The sequence below is a fragment of the Streptomyces sp. NPDC048255 genome, assembly GCF_040652415.1.
In the GTDB taxonomy this organism is placed as follows: Bacteria; Actinomycetota; Actinomycetes; order Streptomycetales; family Streptomycetaceae; genus Streptomyces.
This window is the reverse complement of sequence record NZ_JBEZMA010000050.1, coordinates 23,625-38,546: the sequence shown is the minus strand read 5'-3', so window position 1 is coordinate 38,546 and position 14,922 is coordinate 23,625. Positions and strand designations below refer to the sequence as shown.

Sequence of the window (14,922 nt, the reverse complement as noted above, 5' to 3'; positions counted from 1 at the left end):
TGGAGTCCGCTCCAGCTACGAGCCGTTCAGGCCCGCCAGGAACGGGCTCGGGGCGCCGCTCCAGCTCACGGACAGTCCTTCGCGCGCCCGGGTGCAGGCCACGAACAGCAGGCAGCGCTCGGCGAGCATGTCGGCCGCGTGCTGCACCGGGTCGGCGGCTGCCGGGGTCACCGCGGTCAGTAGCGGCAAGGCGCTCCGGGCCGCGCCCAGGACCGCCACGCAGCGGAACTCCAGGCCTTTCATCGCGTGCATTGTGGCGATCCGCACCCCCGGGGCATCGGGACCCGGGCCGTCCTTGAGCAACACCGCCTCGATCCCCGCCGCCCGGAGCCGGCTCCGCGCCTTGGCTCCGAGCTGGTGGAAGCGGGTGCATACCGCGATCTCCCCGGCGGAGACGTCCATGGCGAGCCACTGGCGCACGCACTCGACAAGCCCGGTGAGTTCAGCCTCTTCGGACAGGTGGCCGAGGACGCCAGGGCGGGCTCCGTGCAGCAGCGACACGTACCCAGCCAGTCCGCCGTCCGCACCGTCCCCCGAAAGGTCCTCAACCGTCTGCCCCGACAGCACTCCTCCGGACCACCGCAGGATCTCCTCCGTATTGCGGTAGTTGACGCGCAGTCGGAAGCTGCGCCCCACCACGGCGATGCCGAGCGCGGCGAAGGACACCCGGGAATCATAGATCCGCTGGTGGGGATCGCCCGTGAGGAAGATGTCGTCCGGCCCTTCGGGTACCGCGGCCCGCAGCAGACGCCACTGGGCCGGGTGGAGGTCCTGTGCCTCGTCCACAACGAGGTGCCGGTAAAGACCGGGCCCCTGGCTCCGTTCCCGCAGGACGCGGGCTGCCTCGGCACACAGGCGCAGGTGTGTGCTGCGCCCCTCCGCGTCGAGCTGCCGGACGAAGTCCGATACCGCCCGCCACACAAAAGGCCGCTTGGCTGGGGGCAGCGTGCTGCCCCTGCCGCGCCGGTCAGCGGCGACGTACTCCGCTTCGGTCCGGATGTCCTGAGCGAGGATGACGTGCCGGTACTCCTGCATCAGGAACTCGCCAGTCCACGGCAGGCTCAGCTGCTCGGCGATCCCCCGCCAGCGCGCCCGCTCGTCGTAGTCGTCGATCGCTGCCGGCACACGCCCCGCATGGTCCCGCAGCACCTTGGCGGCAAGAGAGTTGACGGTGCCGACCTGCACCTGGGCAAGCGCGGCAGGGTCGTCCAGCAGCACGGCGAGGTTCTCACGCAGGATGCTGGCCAGGGCAGTGGTGTAGGTGGTGAGCAGAACCGGCGGACTGCTGGCCTGCTCCACAGAGGCGAGCAGGTGCTTGACCCGGTGCAGTGCGACGACGGTCTTGCCCGTGCCGGGTCCGCCGGTGACCTGGACGGGGCCGCTGTAGGACTCGCGGTAGGCGATCCGGCGCTGGCTCGGGTGCAGGAAGACACGCCACGCCGCGAACGGCTCCGTCAGCATGCGCTCGAGATCGTCGGGCCGGGACACGACGACAATCCGGCTCGTGGTATTGGCGATGGCCGTCGAGACGTCGCGGGGGTCCAGGGGAGCGTGGTCCGCTGGTCGGCGCTGCGAGACTATGACGGTCCACACCTCCTCCGGAGTCGCTCCTTCGGCCAGGTACAGCAGGACTTCGCACTGATCCTCGGGAAAGACCGGGATGAATGCCTCGAGCTGTGCCTTGTCCGTCAGCGACCGTACGGCGGGCAGCAGCGCGTCATCGATGCCCAGGTGGCGCAGAACGGTGTCGGAGTGCTCGTCGAACAGCCGGCGCGGGGCCTGCTCGGCCACCTGCTCCAGGAGCGGAACGATTTGTTCGATCGCCTCGACGTTGCGCACCTCCAGCCCCCGGGTGGCGGAGTTCACACTGAACAGGCGCTTCGCGGCCCATCCGTAGGCCCTGTCGTGCTGCACCACGTTCACCAGCAGGAAGGTGCTCCCGCCGTCATCGGGTGCGAGCACGACACCCCGCCAGTAAGCGGTGATGCGAATGGTCCGCATCCGGGGGTCCCTCGCGTTTTCCACGGACTCCAGATGTAGTCCCTTGTCCGCGTGCAGCTCGGCAGCGGTGAGCTTCTGGAACTTAGCCATGGCCTTCCGCACGCCGGCCCGTACGGGCTTCTCCAGTTGCTCGTACTCCTCCCAGAAGGAGGCAGAGAGGGCGAGTTGGGGCACTGCACCGTCCTCCGATCGGCCAGGATCCTGGAGGTGATCACCCTACCGACAGCCGAACGGGTTCGCGTGACCGAGTCAGCACGTGCATCGCGGCCTCGGCCGCAACCATCCCGACATCTGGATCGGACTTGGCCAGCTCTAATCTGCCCACCCTGGCAGACGCGGCTGGGGAGAATGCGCGGCAGAGGGTCGACCACCCTCAGCGTCGCCGCCTCAACGGGGGCGGCGCCCGGCGCAGTCGTCGCCTGCCGCGCTCCGCAGGAACTGGCCATTCGGTCTGCCCTGCATTTCCAGTACGTGACACGCAACCGGAAAGCCCACTCGCAGGCCAGCGGGCCATGCAGTCAGCCAGGGACTCACGAAGACATGGCCGATTTGCACCCTTGCCGCCCACACGATCATGACGGTGTATCAGGTTCTGTCAGTAGCCGCAGCTACAACCGATCTGGAGGTCCGCATGGCGCGGACCGATGGGGAGGGAATCAGCATGCCGAAGGTTCCGGACGGATACGTGCGCGTACGAAGCCACCTCCGCCGCAAGCCGGGTCCGAAGTCCGCCAAGGGCCTGAGCGTCTGGGCCGTGGCTGGCCTGTGCGCGGTGGTGTGGCTCTGGGGCCAGGTCTTCGGGTTCGGCGACAGCTCCGCCGAGCAGCAGCCCGCGCCGAAGCCCGCCGTCTCCGCGCCAGCGGCCGGGCAGTGACGGCCCGGCGGCGAGGCATCCGGTGGCGACCGCGCAGCACCGCAGACCTACTGGGTGCGGCAGCCGTTGCCCTCGCGCTCACGGTCGCCATGGCACAGGCCGCATCGCGCCTCCTGACGAGGGCCGCCGCGGCCTGGCCGCTGCTGGTCCTGACCGGTCTCGCCCTCGCCGTCGGCTTGGCCTGCCTCCGGGTACGGGGCTCCCGTCGGCATCGCGCGGACAGCGAGAGACTGGCCCGTCTGCGCATCACCTTGTCCGAGTTGGACGCGATGGACGACCAGCAGTTCGAGTACGCGCTGCGCGACCTCCTCGTCCGCGACGGCTGGGCGGCCAGGAGGGTGGGCGGCGGCGGAGACCAAGCCGCGGACGTCATCGGCGTCCGGATACCCCTCGGGCGGATCGTGGTGCAGGCGAAGCACACCCGCGTCGGCGGCAAGGTCGGCTCGTCGGTGATGTACCAGGTGAACGGAACGGCGGGTCCCGCACACAGGGCGGACCACGCGCTCGTCGTCACCAACGGCGCATTCACCCGCGACGCCATGGCGTGGGGCGACCGTCACGGCGTGCGGTGGGTGGACCGCGACCGACTGAACCACTGGGCCCACGAGGGCAAGGCGTTGCACGAACTCCTCGGCCTGCCCGCAAGACGCGCGCGCCTGCCGTGGCGTCGAGCGGCATAAGACTCAGCGCGTGACCCGCCAACGAGAACGGGTGGCACAGCATGTGCTGTGCCACCCGTTCTCAGGCAAGGGCAAGGTCTTCCGGGACGTACTGAGGGGTCACTCCGAGCAGCGCGTCGACAGCCGCACGCCCCTTGCCTCCGGCCTCGGGCATGAAGTGGGCGTAGTGGTCGAGAGTGATGGTTGGGCTGGAGTGGCCGAGCCACCGGGCGAGGGTGACCACGGACTCGCCCGCCTCGAGGATGACCGAGGCGTAGGTGTGCCGGAGGACATGGAAGCCGTCCTTGCGGGACGCCTTCCAGCGCTGGCCCTTCTCCCGCACGGGGATCACGTCGGCCTTCGCGAGGGCGGGCTTCCACACCTCGTCGTTGAAGATGTTGGCGCGGATGGCGTTGCCGTAGGTCGTGGTCAGGACCAGCGGAAAGGCTCGTCTCTCCCGATCCGGTTCCGGGCCGCCCCAGGGCAGCTCGACCTCAACAGCCGGGTGTTGCAGGAAGTGTGCGCGCAGCTCGGTGGCGACCGATGGTGGCATGTCGACGACCCGGGTCTTCCCACCCTTGGGAAGGGTGAAGTACAGGCGCCCGTACAGGAGCTGGACCTGTCGACGGACGCGGATCAGGCCGCGCTCGAAGTCGACGTCCGCCGGCGACAGCCCGAAGACCTCCCCCTGGCGCAGCCCGCACCCGAGGGCAACGACAACGGCGATCCGGTACCGCTGGTTGATGACGTCCCGCACCCGCTGCGCGGTCTCCAGCAGCCACACCTCCCGCTGGTCCTCGGGAGCCTTGGGCCAGCGCACCGACTTGGCGCGCATCGGGTTGCGGACCAGACGCTTGTCGTCGATCGCCGTCTCGAAGACGTTCGAGAGGGTGGTGAGGATCTGCCGGGCGTAGCGCGGTGCGCACTCGCCTTCGAGCGTGGCGATGTAGCCGCGCAGGACGGCCGCGGAGACGTCCCGCAGCGCCACCTCGCCGATGTGCGGAAGGACGTGGAGGCGCACGCGCTCGTCGACCCGCTTGACCGTGCCCGGTGCTCCACGGACGCCCGCCTGCCAATGGTGCGTGACGTAGTCGGCGATGGTGATGGAGCCGTCGCGCGGATCGACGAACTCGCCCCGCTCGCTGTCGGTACCGGCCCGCCGGAGCCACGCCTTGGCGTCCTCCAAGGTCTCGAACGACATGCCCCGGACGCCCGGGATGCCCGCGACCCGGTACCGGCTGCCCTTGCCGTACCGGGCGGTGCGCTCGCGCTTGCCGGTGACGGGGTCCTTCTTCTTGCTGATCCAGCGGTCTTCGATATAGCCGGCCAAGTGTTTCCTTGCGGGTAGGGGTTGGGAGGGGCGGCCGGGAGGCGTCAGACGGTTGCCAAGTAGGCGGCGCGCCGCTGCGGTGCGGCGCTCACCGGGTTGAGGGCGGGGTTGGATCGGGAATCCGCCTGCTCCTGCTCCCGTATCCAGGCATCGAGCGCATCGATCCGGTACGTCACTCGCCCGCGGGCACCCATGCGGAAACTCGGCGGACCCTGGCGCCGGTGACGCCATACGTAGAGCGTCTTGGGCGAAATACCGAGATATTCAGCCGCGTCCTGCACCCCGAGAAACGCGCGACTGATGGGCGGACGGTGACAGAATTATGCAGCACTGACGGAGGAGACCGGATCGACAGGAGACAAGCGAGAATCCTTAAGGCAGACGAAGGGAATGAAAGCGCCCCGCCGCCATGGGCGGCGAAGACGTACAGGACCACGAATGGTCCGGAGAATCCCCGGTTTCGGAAACCGGGGATCGTCGGCTATATTCCGCCCACCCCGACGGGAGCCGGGTGGATCGGCACCGTCGCCAGCAAGATCTGCGGAGGGGTTCCGAGGGCGGCAGCGATGGCGACGAGGTCGTCGATGTCGCAGCGCCGGACCGTGCGTTCGATACGTGAGAGCGCGGTGAAGGTCATGGGGCGACCGAGTGCGGTGACGCGGGCAGCGAGCTGGCGCTGGGAGTAGCCACGGGCGACGCGGGTGCGTTCGATGGCGTGGGCGGCGGCCCGTCCGGCGGGTCCGATTTCAAGGGGGCGTGGCGGCATTGCTGTGTTGTAGCTTGCGCGCCCGAGCCTTCGGAAGGCTTTCCTGTCTGCCGTGAGCGATGCCAGCAGATTTCAGGGGAGATTTCGGCGACCGGGATTTCAGGTCTACCCTGCAGCCGGAAAATCTTTCAGGAGTCCTAGAACCAGCTCTGGACTTCCGGGGCAGGGGTGTGGCTGTGTTGTCCACGCACCACTGCCCCACTGTCTCCACGCCCCCAATTCCGAAAGGAGGTCGGTCCTCATCGCCCGTATCCGCACCATCAAGCCCGAGGCATTCGCCTCCGAGTCCCTGGCGGCCGTGTCCCTGACAGCCGAGCGGACCTTCTTCGGCCTGCTCACCCAAGCCGACGACAAAGGCCGCATCCGCGACCAGGCCGCCGTCATCGCCGGACAGCTGTGGTCGCTGCGCCGCGAGCACGGCCCGGTGGAGGTCGAGGACGACCTGACGCAGCTCGACGCTGCCGGCCTGATCTGCCGCTACGAGGGCGAGGACGGAAGGCAGTACCTGCACATCGTCGCCTTCGGCCGCCACCAGAAGATCAACCGCCCCAGCGCCAGCAGGATCTCGGACTGCCCGCACCACGACCTCGGCCTTCCCCGTGAGACCTCACTGCCTATGCGCGGAGCAGTCGCTGAGGCTTCCGTGAAAGGTCCGGGAGAAGACACGGAGCCCACCATGAGCCGAGACTCTGCAGGTCAGGGGCGATTCAGTGAGTCGTCAGCGCGTGCTCAGGGAGGGCTCGTAAAGGCCGCGGTGAACCCTCAGCGTCCGGATCTAGGACCTAGGAACAGGGAACTAGGAACTACCCCGTTGGGGGGCGAGAGCGCCCCCGCGCCCCAGACCGTCTCGGCGAAGGACATCGTCACCGAGTACGCCGCGGCCTGCGAACACCGTCCGCCCGCGAGCGTGCTCGGTCAACTCGGACGGGAAGCCGCGAAGCTCCTGGCCGAGGGCATCGACCCCGCCCACGTACGAGCCGGTCTGGACCGCCACCGTGCCAAGGGCCTTCACCCGAAGACCCTGGCCAGTGTCGTGCACGAGGTCATGAACGCGGGGACGCCCACGACCGCCGTCACCCACCGTCCCTGGACCAACCCCACCGACGTCGCCGCTGCCTACGGGGGTGCGCTCTGACCGCCACCACCCTGCCCCAGCCCTCCGGTCAGGCCGTCCGGGCCGTGGCGGGCATCCTGGCCCGCCGGGGCATGGACCCCGTCATCGGCTCGGAGGAACCGGAGCCCACGCCCGAGCCTGTCAGCGCACTGGAACTGGCCGACGCCCGGATCCCCCCGCGATACCGGCACGCCCGCGCCGATCACCCCCAAGTCACCGCCTGGGTGGACGAGATTGTGTGTGCCGGACGCCCCGGCCCGAGCGGGACGCGGGGCATAGCAGAGGGCCCGTCGCTCCTCATCGCTGGTCCCACGGGCACCGGCAAGACGCACCAGGCCTACGGGGCCGTCCGCGCACTGCTCGCTGCCGGCGTCCGCCTGCGCTGGGAGGCGGTCACCGCCGCCGACCTGTACGCCCGCCTGAGGCCGCGCCCAGGGCTCGACGCGGAACGTGAGCTGCACACCTTGGCCCGCTGCCCGCTGTTGCTCCTGGATGACCTCGGCGCCGCCAAGGGCAGCGAGTGGACGGAGGAGCTGACCTACCGGCTGATCAACCACCGGTACGAGTACCTGCGCCCCACCCTGCTCACGACCAACCTCCCCATCCCCGAGCTCCGCACCGCCCTCGGCGACCGCGTCGCTTCCCGCCTCTCCGAGATGACCCACCGGGTCGTCCTCGACGGCGCCGACCGTCGTCGCACCTCCCCTGCCGCTTGAACGCGCCCACCCTTTGGAGCACCACCCGCTTGACCACCACCTCCCACCGCACGTACACGGCCGAGCGGTACGCCCTGGCCATCGCCGGATGCGTCATCGTCGCTCTCACCGCCGCGGGCTTCTGGCTCTCCTACGCCCACCTCGCCGAAGTCGCAGGGCGGCACGGGCTCGGGGCTTCACCCACCCGCCAGTGGGCATGGCCCGCCACGCTCGATGCCTTCATCGTCGCCGGCGAAGTGCTCATGCTCCGCGCCAGCCTCCGCCGGGAAACCGACGGGTGGGCGATCGCCCTCACCGCTGCCGGATCGCTGGGCTCGATCGCCCTGAACGTCGCCGGCGTCCGCAGGACCGACGGCGCCCCGACCCCGGCCCTCGACTACGTCGTCGCCGCTGTCCCACCAGCAGCCGCGCTCTTCGCCTTCGGCGTCCTCATGCGGCAGATCCACCGCCACGTCGCCTCCGACGACTCCCGCCACCATTGCCTACCGGCAGGAGAGACCGCAGTGCATCCCGCGGACCTGGATCGTCCCTGCGCGCACTCCGCCACAGCGCCGCTCCCGGACCCGGAACGGCCCGAGGGCCGGGAGGGGACCGCCCCACTCCGGCTGACGCCGTACAGGGCGCATCAGTCGATGTGGCGGAAGAGACCGACCAAGTGGCGGAAGCCCACGTCCCGCCGAAGAAGCGCACCGGTCGCAAGCCCGCCGCCACCGACGACGAGCTCTTCACCATCGCCCTCACCGCCCCCCTCGGACGCGATGGACGCGCGTCAAGCCGCCACATCGAGACGGCTGTCCGCGCTCGCGGCCTCCCCATCGGCAGGGACCGCCAGAACAAGATCACCCGGCAGGTCCAGGATGCACTCGACAGCGGCCGAGCGGACGCCGCGTAGGCCTCGTCCGGAAGTCACATTGTTCCCCCGCGCATCCGTCGCGGGGCGAGCTGGCGTTCGTGCGCCCCATCCCCTCAACGCCGAAGCCGTTCCAGCCCGACCAACAGGAGGCACGCTCTTACAGGACGAACCCACTGCCACGCATCCCCACAACCTCCAAGCAGGCGACGCCTACCCAAGCCCCAGACGGAGCAAGTTATCGGCCAAGACGCTCTTCCCCGTCGGGGGAGAGCGTCTCGGCCGATCCCGCCCCTGGAGTGGCGGGAGCGGACCGGAGCCAGGGGGCACCGGTCCGCAGACAGCGACCGAGGACGGATCGCAGCCGAGGGAAGAGCAGCAGCCTGCGTGCGAAGCCGCGTCACCTCCGCTACCCAGGGCCGTCGGCCGTCGGCGTCGCCAGCTTCCTCGCCCGAGCCACCCACAAGGCGGTCCCCGGCCTTAGGATCGCCCTGCAGATGTACTGCCATCACACCTGAGCGTGCGGAGCATGGTGGTGTACACCGGGGCGTCGGGGAACGGCTGCTGGTCGCCGATGTGCTGGTACCCCCATCCCTCGTAGAGGGCCTTCACCTTCGGGTGTCCAGGCTCGACGAGCAGCGTGACGCGCTCCTCGGTGCGACCGGCCAGCAGTTCCTCGTGGATCCGGTGCGCCAGACCCGTGCCCCTCCAGGGAGCCCGGACCATGATCTCGAAGAGGGCGAGGGTTCGAGTGCCGTCCTCGGTCGTATCCGCCTCGGGAAGCGGCTGGAGCATGTGAGCCCACCAGCCGGTGTTGTGGGGCAGGGCTGCGGCGTAGGCGTAGCCGGCGGCCTCGCCACCGTCGTAGGCGACCACGGCCTCCCAGGACGGGCGGGAGGAGTGGCCGGTGAGACGACCCTCGAAGCGGTCGACGGAGAAGAACGGGTCCTCGCCGATCTCCTTCTCGTACACCTCGGCGTACACACCGACCAGGGTGGGGCGGATGGTGGGCAGCTGGTCGGTGCCGTAGCGGTGAAGGGTGATCTCCGGGGCGGGCATGGTGCTCCTTGTCGCGTGGCGGTTCAGGCAGTGCGGGCGCGGTCGTTCCACTGGCGGGTGACGGCGGACTTGGGGGCCGCCTGGTTGAGTGCGGAGGTGAAGCTGCCCAGGAGGTGGGGGACCCGGCCGGCGTCAGCGCCGGTCGGGGCGATGACGCGGGTGGCGGTGGCCACGGCCTGCTCCACGTCGCCTTGCGCGACCTGCGCGAGGGCCGCCTGGGACAGGTAGTAGGCGCGGTTGCGGTGCTGGTCGTCGCGGAGGTCGGCGATGCACCGGTGCGCATGGAACTCGGCCTTCTCCGCTTCGCCGAGCCGGTAGTGGGTGATGCCGGTCAGGCCGTGGAGTTCGCCCCGGGTGTAGAAGGCGACGGAGGACGGGCGGGCCTCGGTGGGGTCGGCCCGGTCGTAGGCACCGTGGGCCCGGTCCAGGGCGCGGAGTGCCCGGGTCTTGTCACCAAGGCTGGCGGCGGTCAGGGCGATGCGGGAGTGGTCAGCGAGGCGTAGAGGGGTCGGCGCGGTGCGCCCGGGTGCCGGTGCAGGCTTCGGCCGCGGCGAGGGCGTCGGCGTACCGGCCCCGCTGTCCGGCGAGCATGGCGGCGTACCGCCAGGTCTGGTGCTGGACCTGACCGTCTCCGGAAAGCCCTGCGAGGGTGACGGACTGCTCGAGGTAGCGCTGGGCCTCCCCCAGCCGACGGGCGTCGATGGCGGAGAACATGGCGAAGGCCGTGAAAGACGCGGCGACGGCGTAGAGGCGGGAGCGGACGCGCTGACTTGCGGAGCCGTGCTGCTGGAGGCTGATGGTGCGGGCGGCGAGGTCGGCGGCGCGCTTCTCCAGGACGGGACCGCCGCCGTTCTGGTCGTCCAGGAGCCACAGTTTGGCCAGCAGACCGCGCAGGCGGTCGACGTCGGAGTGCCCGACCGTGGGTCGGGTGGCTGCGGTCGCGGTGCCGGTGGACACGGCGACGGCGGCGCCGGTGGCTACGGAGATGAAGCTTCGACGGCCAAGCACAGGGTCCTCCAGTCGTGCCGAGGGCGTTGCGGGGCGGGGGCGGGCGCGGGGCACGAACCCCAGGTCGGTCCCAGAATGCCCGGAGACGGCCTCCAGGGCCTGCCACTGGCGGTCCTGGGGTGAGCGGTTCTCTCCCGACAGCCACCGGTAGACCGTCCGTTCGGTGACGGCGCCGCGGTGGCCGGTGAGGTCCGCCATCGCGTCGTTGACCTGCTCGGCAAGAGCGCCTGCACTGAGCCCGTGTTCCTTCATCCAGGTCTCTAATTCCGCGTTCCGCTTCCGCACCATGCAGTCACGGTAGAGGCGGGGCCGCCATCCGAGGTAGCGCAGGTCGGGACTTTTCGTCAGTGGTCACGCGAGTAGCTGCGAGTGGATTCGTCATGTCCAACACGGCTTGCACACGGGTTACTTGTCCGCACAGCCGAACCGGCAGCAGGCGGATGGGAGCGGGATCGTGACCGTACTCGCGCACGAAATGGCGGCAGCCCCGGCGGAGGTGCCCACGGTCACCTCCGCCAACCAGAAGACCGTGATCGCCTCCGCGGCTGCCGCCGTCGCCGGGGACGTCGAGGCCGCCCTCACCCTCGCCGACCACCACCCGGCTGGGGAGGCGGCCGTACGGCTGCGGGAGCGGCTGCGCGAGCACGTCCACACCCTCGCGGTGCCCGCCGAACGGTACGCGGCCCTGCTGCCGGAGAGCCGGGACAAGGACATCGCGGCCGGCACCGTGCGGTTCGCCCGCAAGGTCGCCCGGGATTACGGGAGCGATCCGGCGATAGCGCTGCGGCTGCTGGCCAAGTCGGTGGCCCACCTCGCCCGGAACACGGACCTCCTGCGGCTTGTCTGAACCGCTTCCGGCGCCGGCCTGCCTGGGGCGTCGGCGCCGGAAGCCCTCCACCTGCCCGGCCGCGGCAGGTGACTGCAGCACCTCGCCGACACCGGTGAGGCGGTCGGCTCCCCCCAAATACGGGCGAGGAGTCGGCCACCATGCCCCAGCCCTGCCGGCTGTCCCGTCGAACCTCGCCCTGGAGGCACCCGCGTGTACGCGATCGGCATGTGCGTCGATGCCCGCTACCTGCTACCCGCCCTGGTCACGCTCGGATCGGTCGCCGACCACTTGCCGGTGGCCGACCGCCGCGAGAGCGCGGTACGGGTACTGACCAACGGCCTGTCTCCGGGGCAGGCCGCCGTGATGCAGTCCTTCGCCCGCCGCTGCGGGTTCGGCTCCTTCGACCTGCGCTGGCAGACCCCGCCGCCCGAGAGCGTCATGGCGGACACCGCCTATATCTCGGTCGCCACCTACCTGAGGTTCGGATTCACCCCGGGCTTCCTCGACCGGCCCTTCCTGATCTACGTGGACGCCGACGTCCACGTACGCGCCGACGTCTCCGCGCCTCTGGACGGACTGCCTGCGGACCGGATCGGCGCCGTGCAGGACGAGTTCAACCCGGCCGTCGGCCAGTGCCCGGCACTGCCCGGCGTCGCCGAGCGCTGGCCCCACCTGGTCGGGCGCACCTACTTCAACGCTGGGATGCTGTGGGTCCCCGCGCCGATGCTCGCCCCCATGCGGACCGGGGTCCAGCGGGCCTTGGTCCGCGGGCGGCAGTACATCAAGCACAACGACCAGTGCGCGCTGAACCTGTGGCTGCTGTCCTCCGGGACCGCGCACCCGGTCGGGCCGGTGTTCAACCGGTTCGAGGTGGACCGGTTCCTCCAGCGGGGGGACTGGGTCCGCCGGGTCCTCCGCCGCCCGGTCACCTGCCGGGACGGGCACGTGGTGCACTTCGTCGGGGGCCAGAAGCCGTGGATGCGCTCGTGCCCCGGCACGGAGGACGTGCATGCCTACCGGCAGCAGATGTACCGCACGCTGCGGCACCTGACCGGGGCAGGTGCACTGTGACTGGCGGAACGGTCCTGGCAGTAGAGAGGGCCTGCACGGACCTGGCCGGGTCGGCTCCGGCGGAGACGGTGCGCGTCCGCAACGGACCGAAAACGGCCGTCTACCGCGTCCGTCTCGCCGACGGCCGCCCGGTGGTGGTCAAGCTGTTCGCGGTCGACGGCACCCACGGCGCTGTCGAGAGGCCCGCCTCCTGGCCGCCGTCACCGCCGCCGGGCGGGTGCGGGTGCCGACCGTGATCGGGTACGGGCCGGTTCCCGGCCTGACCGTCTCTGCCCTGGTCACCACCGATGCCGGAACGAGCACCTTGGGGGATGCCGTCCGAGCCGGGCAGATGCCGCGTCCGGCGGCACTGCTGAGGCTCGCCCTGCTGATGGCTGCCTTCCATACCGTCAAGGCGCCGGCCGGGGTCCCCCTGGCGCCAGGCATCGGCCAGCAGGTCAGCGCTCTGGCCGCCCACTGCCCCAAGCAGGTCTTCGTCCGGCTCGCTCCCGCCTTGGAGGTCATCGCGGCCGGGGCACGCCTGGAACGACTCGTGTGGTGCCACGGAGACCTCCACCTGGAGAACGTGATCTGCGGAGGCGACCGACGCCTCACCGTCGGCGAACACGGCCGGCCCCGCCTCCCCGACTACCTCGTCGACTTCGAGGCCGCGACCGTGGAGGTCCCGGAGTACGACCTCGCCCAGACCCTCGTGGCCTGCGACGCCCTGGAGCCGTCCGACCGGTTGTTCGTGGCCGCTGCCTACGGACGGCCCGTCGACACCCGACTCCTGGACGCCTACGTGACCTTCCAGGCCGTACGCGGCTGGACCTATGCCGCCCACCGGGAGGGCCGCGACCGCGACGCCTGGGCGGCCCGCCTGCACCTTGCCCTGTCCCCACACTCAGGAAGGACCGCGCTGTGACCGACCCCGATCTGTCGGTGATCATCCCCGCCTACAACGAGGCCGAGTACCTGCCCCGCTACCTGCCCACGGTCTTCGCGTCCCTGCGCGCCTGGGAGGCAGGTTCCGGCCGGCGCGGAGAAGTGGTCGTCGTGGACAACGCCTCTACCGACGAGACCGCCACCGTCGCAAAAGAGCTCGGCGCCCGGGTGGTGACGGAGCTGGTCCGCAGCATCGGCCTGGCCCGGAACAGCGGAGCCCGCGAGGCCGAAGGGCGGATGCTGTTCTTCGTCGACGCCGACGTCGCCCTGCCGCTGGAAGGGATCACCGCCGCCGTGGCCGCGATGGACGCCGGAGCCGTCGGCGGGGCGATCCCGCCGCTCTACACCCCCGCCCGGTTCGGGGCCCGCCTGCTCTGTGCCTACTGGGACCACCACCGCGCCCGCCACGGGGGCGCCCAGGGCGTCAACCAGTTCTGCATCCGGGACGCCTTCAAGGCAGTACACGGCTACCGGCCGGACTACTTCATGAGCGAGGACATGGAGTTCTTCGCCCGCCTGACCGCCTACGGCCGCCGCACGGGCGGGCCGGTCGCGGTCCTCGAAGACCTCCGTGTGCGGCCCTCCACCCGCCGCTACGACGCCTGGTCCACGGCCCGGATGCTCTGGTGGCAGAACCCCGTGGTCGTCCGCCTCGGCCTGACCTCGCCCCGCTTCTGGCGCAACTGGTACGCCACCACCGTCCGATGATCGGAGAACCCCAGGTGACCCTCCTTCCCCTGCCGGACGCCGACGGCATCTACACCTTCCCCACCGACCTCCTAACCGCGCACCGGGCCTGGATGGACTCCCTGACCGGGGCTAAGGAGATCATGACGCTGACGGCGCCGCTGACCCTCTCGCCGCACTGGATCGAGCCGCGCAAGCCGTCCGGGCGGCCGGTGGTCGTCATCGAGCCCCACCACGACGACTTCGTCCTGTCCGCCTCCGGGACCTTCCTCGCCCGTCCCCGACCGCTGACCGTGGTCACCGTCTTCACCCGCTCCCGCAGCGTCCACCCCTCCCTCGAAAGCACCTACAACAGCGTGGAGACGGTCTCCGGACTCCGCGACCGCGAAGCCGCACAGTCCCTGTTGCCCCTCGGGGCGGCCCGGGTCGGCCTGGGGCACAAGGACGCCGAAAAGCCCTATCGGGCACCCCAGCCCGCCCAGGTGGACCGGGTCACCGCCGAGCTCGCGGAGGTACTCGACGGGATGGAGGACGCCGAGCTGCTCGCCCCGGCCGGTGTCACCCGCCACCCCGACCACCTGGCTGTCCACGAGGCGGCCCGCCGCCTGGGCTGCCGCTGGTTCTGGGAGGACGTCGCCTTCTGGTCCACCTACGGGCTGTCCGGTTGCGACCGGCAGCTGTTCCAGCAGCGGGCCGGCGACGTCTTCGAACCGGAGCTGGAGGACATCACAGCCACCGTCCTGGACAAGGTGACCCTGCTGCACATGCACGGCTCCCAGATGCACCCCGCGCGAAAGATGTACCGGCCGATCCGGCACGCCCACACCGTCGCCGCCAACCTGCTGCCCGACGCGGACGGCCGTCCGCGGGGCCAGTTCGCGGAACGCTTCTACCGGCTCGGGGGGTCGTGATGATCCTCGGCCTGGAAGGCCCCTCGTACGGGGGCAAGACCTCCGCCCTGGGGCGGCTGCGCCGGGTGCCGGCTATGCAGGACGCGTTGTTCTTCTCCTGCTACGTGAAGTCGTTCGCGCGCC

General features: G+C 70.5%; 18 protein-coding genes and 1 pseudogene. 12 read left to right on the top strand and 7 right to left on the bottom strand.

Annotation, left to right across the window (positions count from 1 at the left end):
• Positions 1-15: 15 nt before the first annotated feature.
• The gene (locus AB0D94_RS29300; protein ID WP_362057598.1) at positions 16-2,175 is read right to left on the bottom strand and encodes a UvrD-helicase domain-containing protein; all 2,160 of its coding nucleotides are present in this window, start codon (positions 2,173-2,175) and stop codon (positions 16-18) included.
• 487 nt (positions 2,176-2,662) lie between these two features.
• On the opposite strand from AB0D94_RS29300, the gene AB0D94_RS29295 reads away from it, so the two are divergent.
• Entirely contained in the window at positions 2,663-2,875 is a 213-nt protein-coding gene (locus tag AB0D94_RS29295; RefSeq protein WP_362057595.1) for a hypothetical protein, read from the top strand.
• A gap of 89 nt (positions 2,876-2,964) precedes the next feature.
• Positions 2,965-3,555: a restriction endonuclease gene (locus AB0D94_RS29290; RefSeq protein WP_362057592.1), complete on the top strand. Its 591-nt coding sequence runs from the start codon at positions 2,965-2,967 to the stop codon at positions 3,553-3,555.
• Positions 3,556-3,616: 61 nt separating this feature from the next.
• Here the strand turns inward: AB0D94_RS29290 and AB0D94_RS29285 are convergent, their stop codons facing one another.
• The 3 genes from AB0D94_RS29285 to AB0D94_RS29275 form a co-directional block, all read right to left on the bottom strand.
• A complete protein-coding gene (locus AB0D94_RS29285; RefSeq protein ID WP_362057589.1) occupies positions 3,617-4,864 on the bottom strand; it encodes a site-specific integrase in 1,248 nt (415 codons plus the stop codon).
• A gap of 44 nt (positions 4,865-4,908) precedes the next feature.
• Entirely contained in the window at positions 4,909-5,145 is a 237-nt protein-coding gene (locus tag AB0D94_RS29280) for a helix-turn-helix domain-containing protein (RefSeq protein WP_362057586.1), read from the bottom strand.
• Positions 5,146-5,345: 200 nt separating this feature from the next.
• Complete coding sequence (locus tag AB0D94_RS29275; RefSeq protein WP_362057583.1) at positions 5,346-5,630, bottom strand: helix-turn-helix transcriptional regulator; 285 nt, start codon at positions 5,628-5,630, stop codon at positions 5,346-5,348.
• 241 nt (positions 5,631-5,871) lie between these two features.
• On the opposite strand from AB0D94_RS29275, the gene AB0D94_RS29270 reads away from it, so the two are divergent.
• From AB0D94_RS29270 to AB0D94_RS29255, 4 genes and pseudogenes are all read left to right on the top strand, one after another.
• The gene (locus tag AB0D94_RS29270; RefSeq protein WP_362057643.1) at positions 5,872-6,765 is read left to right on the top strand and encodes a hypothetical protein; all 894 of its coding nucleotides are present in this window, start codon (positions 5,872-5,874) and stop codon (positions 6,763-6,765) included.
• Between the two features lie 71 nt (positions 6,766-6,836).
• On the top strand, positions 6,837-7,460 hold the full coding sequence (locus AB0D94_RS29265; protein WP_124290791.1) for an ATP-binding protein: 624 nt from the start codon (positions 6,837-6,839) through the stop codon (positions 7,458-7,460).
• Between the two features lie 29 nt (positions 7,461-7,489).
• Positions 7,490-7,915: pseudogene (locus AB0D94_RS29260) on the top strand (DUF2637 domain-containing protein); the annotation flags it as partial.
• 179 nt (positions 7,916-8,094) lie between these two features.
• Positions 8,095-8,352, top strand: coding sequence for a hypothetical protein (locus tag AB0D94_RS29255; protein ID WP_362057646.1), 258 nt, complete (start codon positions 8,095-8,097; stop codon positions 8,350-8,352).
• Positions 8,353-8,790: 438 nt separating this feature from the next.
• On the opposite strand, the gene AB0D94_RS29250 is transcribed toward AB0D94_RS29255, so the two are convergent.
• Together AB0D94_RS29250 and AB0D94_RS29245 are read right to left on the bottom strand one after the other, a co-directional pair.
• The gene (locus AB0D94_RS29250) at positions 8,791-9,369 is read right to left on the bottom strand and encodes a GNAT family N-acetyltransferase (RefSeq protein WP_362057580.1); all 579 of its coding nucleotides are present in this window, start codon (positions 9,367-9,369) and stop codon (positions 8,791-8,793) included.
• 23 nt (positions 9,370-9,392) lie between these two features.
• Positions 9,393-9,542, bottom strand: a complete 150-nt coding sequence (locus AB0D94_RS29245; protein WP_362057577.1) for a hypothetical protein — start codon at positions 9,540-9,542, stop codon at positions 9,393-9,395.
• Positions 9,543-9,560: 18 nt separating this feature from the next.
• On the opposite strand from AB0D94_RS29245, the gene AB0D94_RS29240 reads away from it, so the two are divergent.
• Positions 9,561-9,872 carry a hypothetical protein gene (locus AB0D94_RS29240; protein ID WP_362057574.1) on the top strand — a complete coding sequence of 104 codons (312 nt, stop codon included), beginning with the start codon at positions 9,561-9,563 and terminating at the stop codon, positions 9,870-9,872.
• On the opposite strand, the gene AB0D94_RS29235 is transcribed toward AB0D94_RS29240, so the two are convergent.
• Positions 9,859-10,665: a hypothetical protein gene (locus AB0D94_RS29235; protein ID WP_362057571.1), complete on the bottom strand. Its 807-nt coding sequence runs from the start codon at positions 10,663-10,665 to the stop codon at positions 9,859-9,861. The two genes, AB0D94_RS29240 and AB0D94_RS29235, sit on opposite strands and share 14 nt — an antisense overlap.
• A 166-nt stretch (positions 10,666-10,831) precedes the next feature.
• Between AB0D94_RS29235 and AB0D94_RS29230 the strand changes: the two genes are divergently transcribed.
• The 5 genes from AB0D94_RS29230 to AB0D94_RS29210 all read left to right on the top strand — a co-directional run bounded on the left by AB0D94_RS29230 (position 10,832) and on the right by AB0D94_RS29210 (position 14,799).
• The gene (locus AB0D94_RS29230) at positions 10,832-11,224 is read left to right on the top strand and encodes a hypothetical protein (protein ID WP_362057568.1); all 393 of its coding nucleotides are present in this window, start codon (positions 10,832-10,834) and stop codon (positions 11,222-11,224) included.
• 192 nt (positions 11,225-11,416) lie between these two features.
• Positions 11,417-12,277: a glycosyltransferase gene (locus AB0D94_RS29225; protein ID WP_362057565.1), complete on the top strand. Its 861-nt coding sequence runs from the start codon at positions 11,417-11,419 to the stop codon at positions 12,275-12,277.
• Positions 12,267-13,181, top strand: coding sequence for a phosphotransferase (locus AB0D94_RS29220; RefSeq protein ID WP_362057562.1), 915 nt, complete (start codon positions 12,267-12,269; stop codon positions 13,179-13,181). Before AB0D94_RS29225 ends, AB0D94_RS29220 begins: the two co-directional genes overlap by 11 nt.
• Positions 13,178-13,909 (top strand): glycosyltransferase, encoded by a 732-nt coding sequence (locus AB0D94_RS29215; protein ID WP_362057559.1) that lies wholly within the window; start codon positions 13,178-13,180, stop codon positions 13,907-13,909. Before AB0D94_RS29220 ends, AB0D94_RS29215 begins: the two co-directional genes overlap by 4 nt.
• Positions 13,906-14,799, top strand: coding sequence for a PIG-L family deacetylase (locus AB0D94_RS29210; protein WP_362057556.1), 894 nt, complete (start codon positions 13,906-13,908; stop codon positions 14,797-14,799). Before AB0D94_RS29215 ends, AB0D94_RS29210 begins: the two co-directional genes overlap by 4 nt.
• Positions 14,800-14,922: the final 123 nt, after the last annotated feature.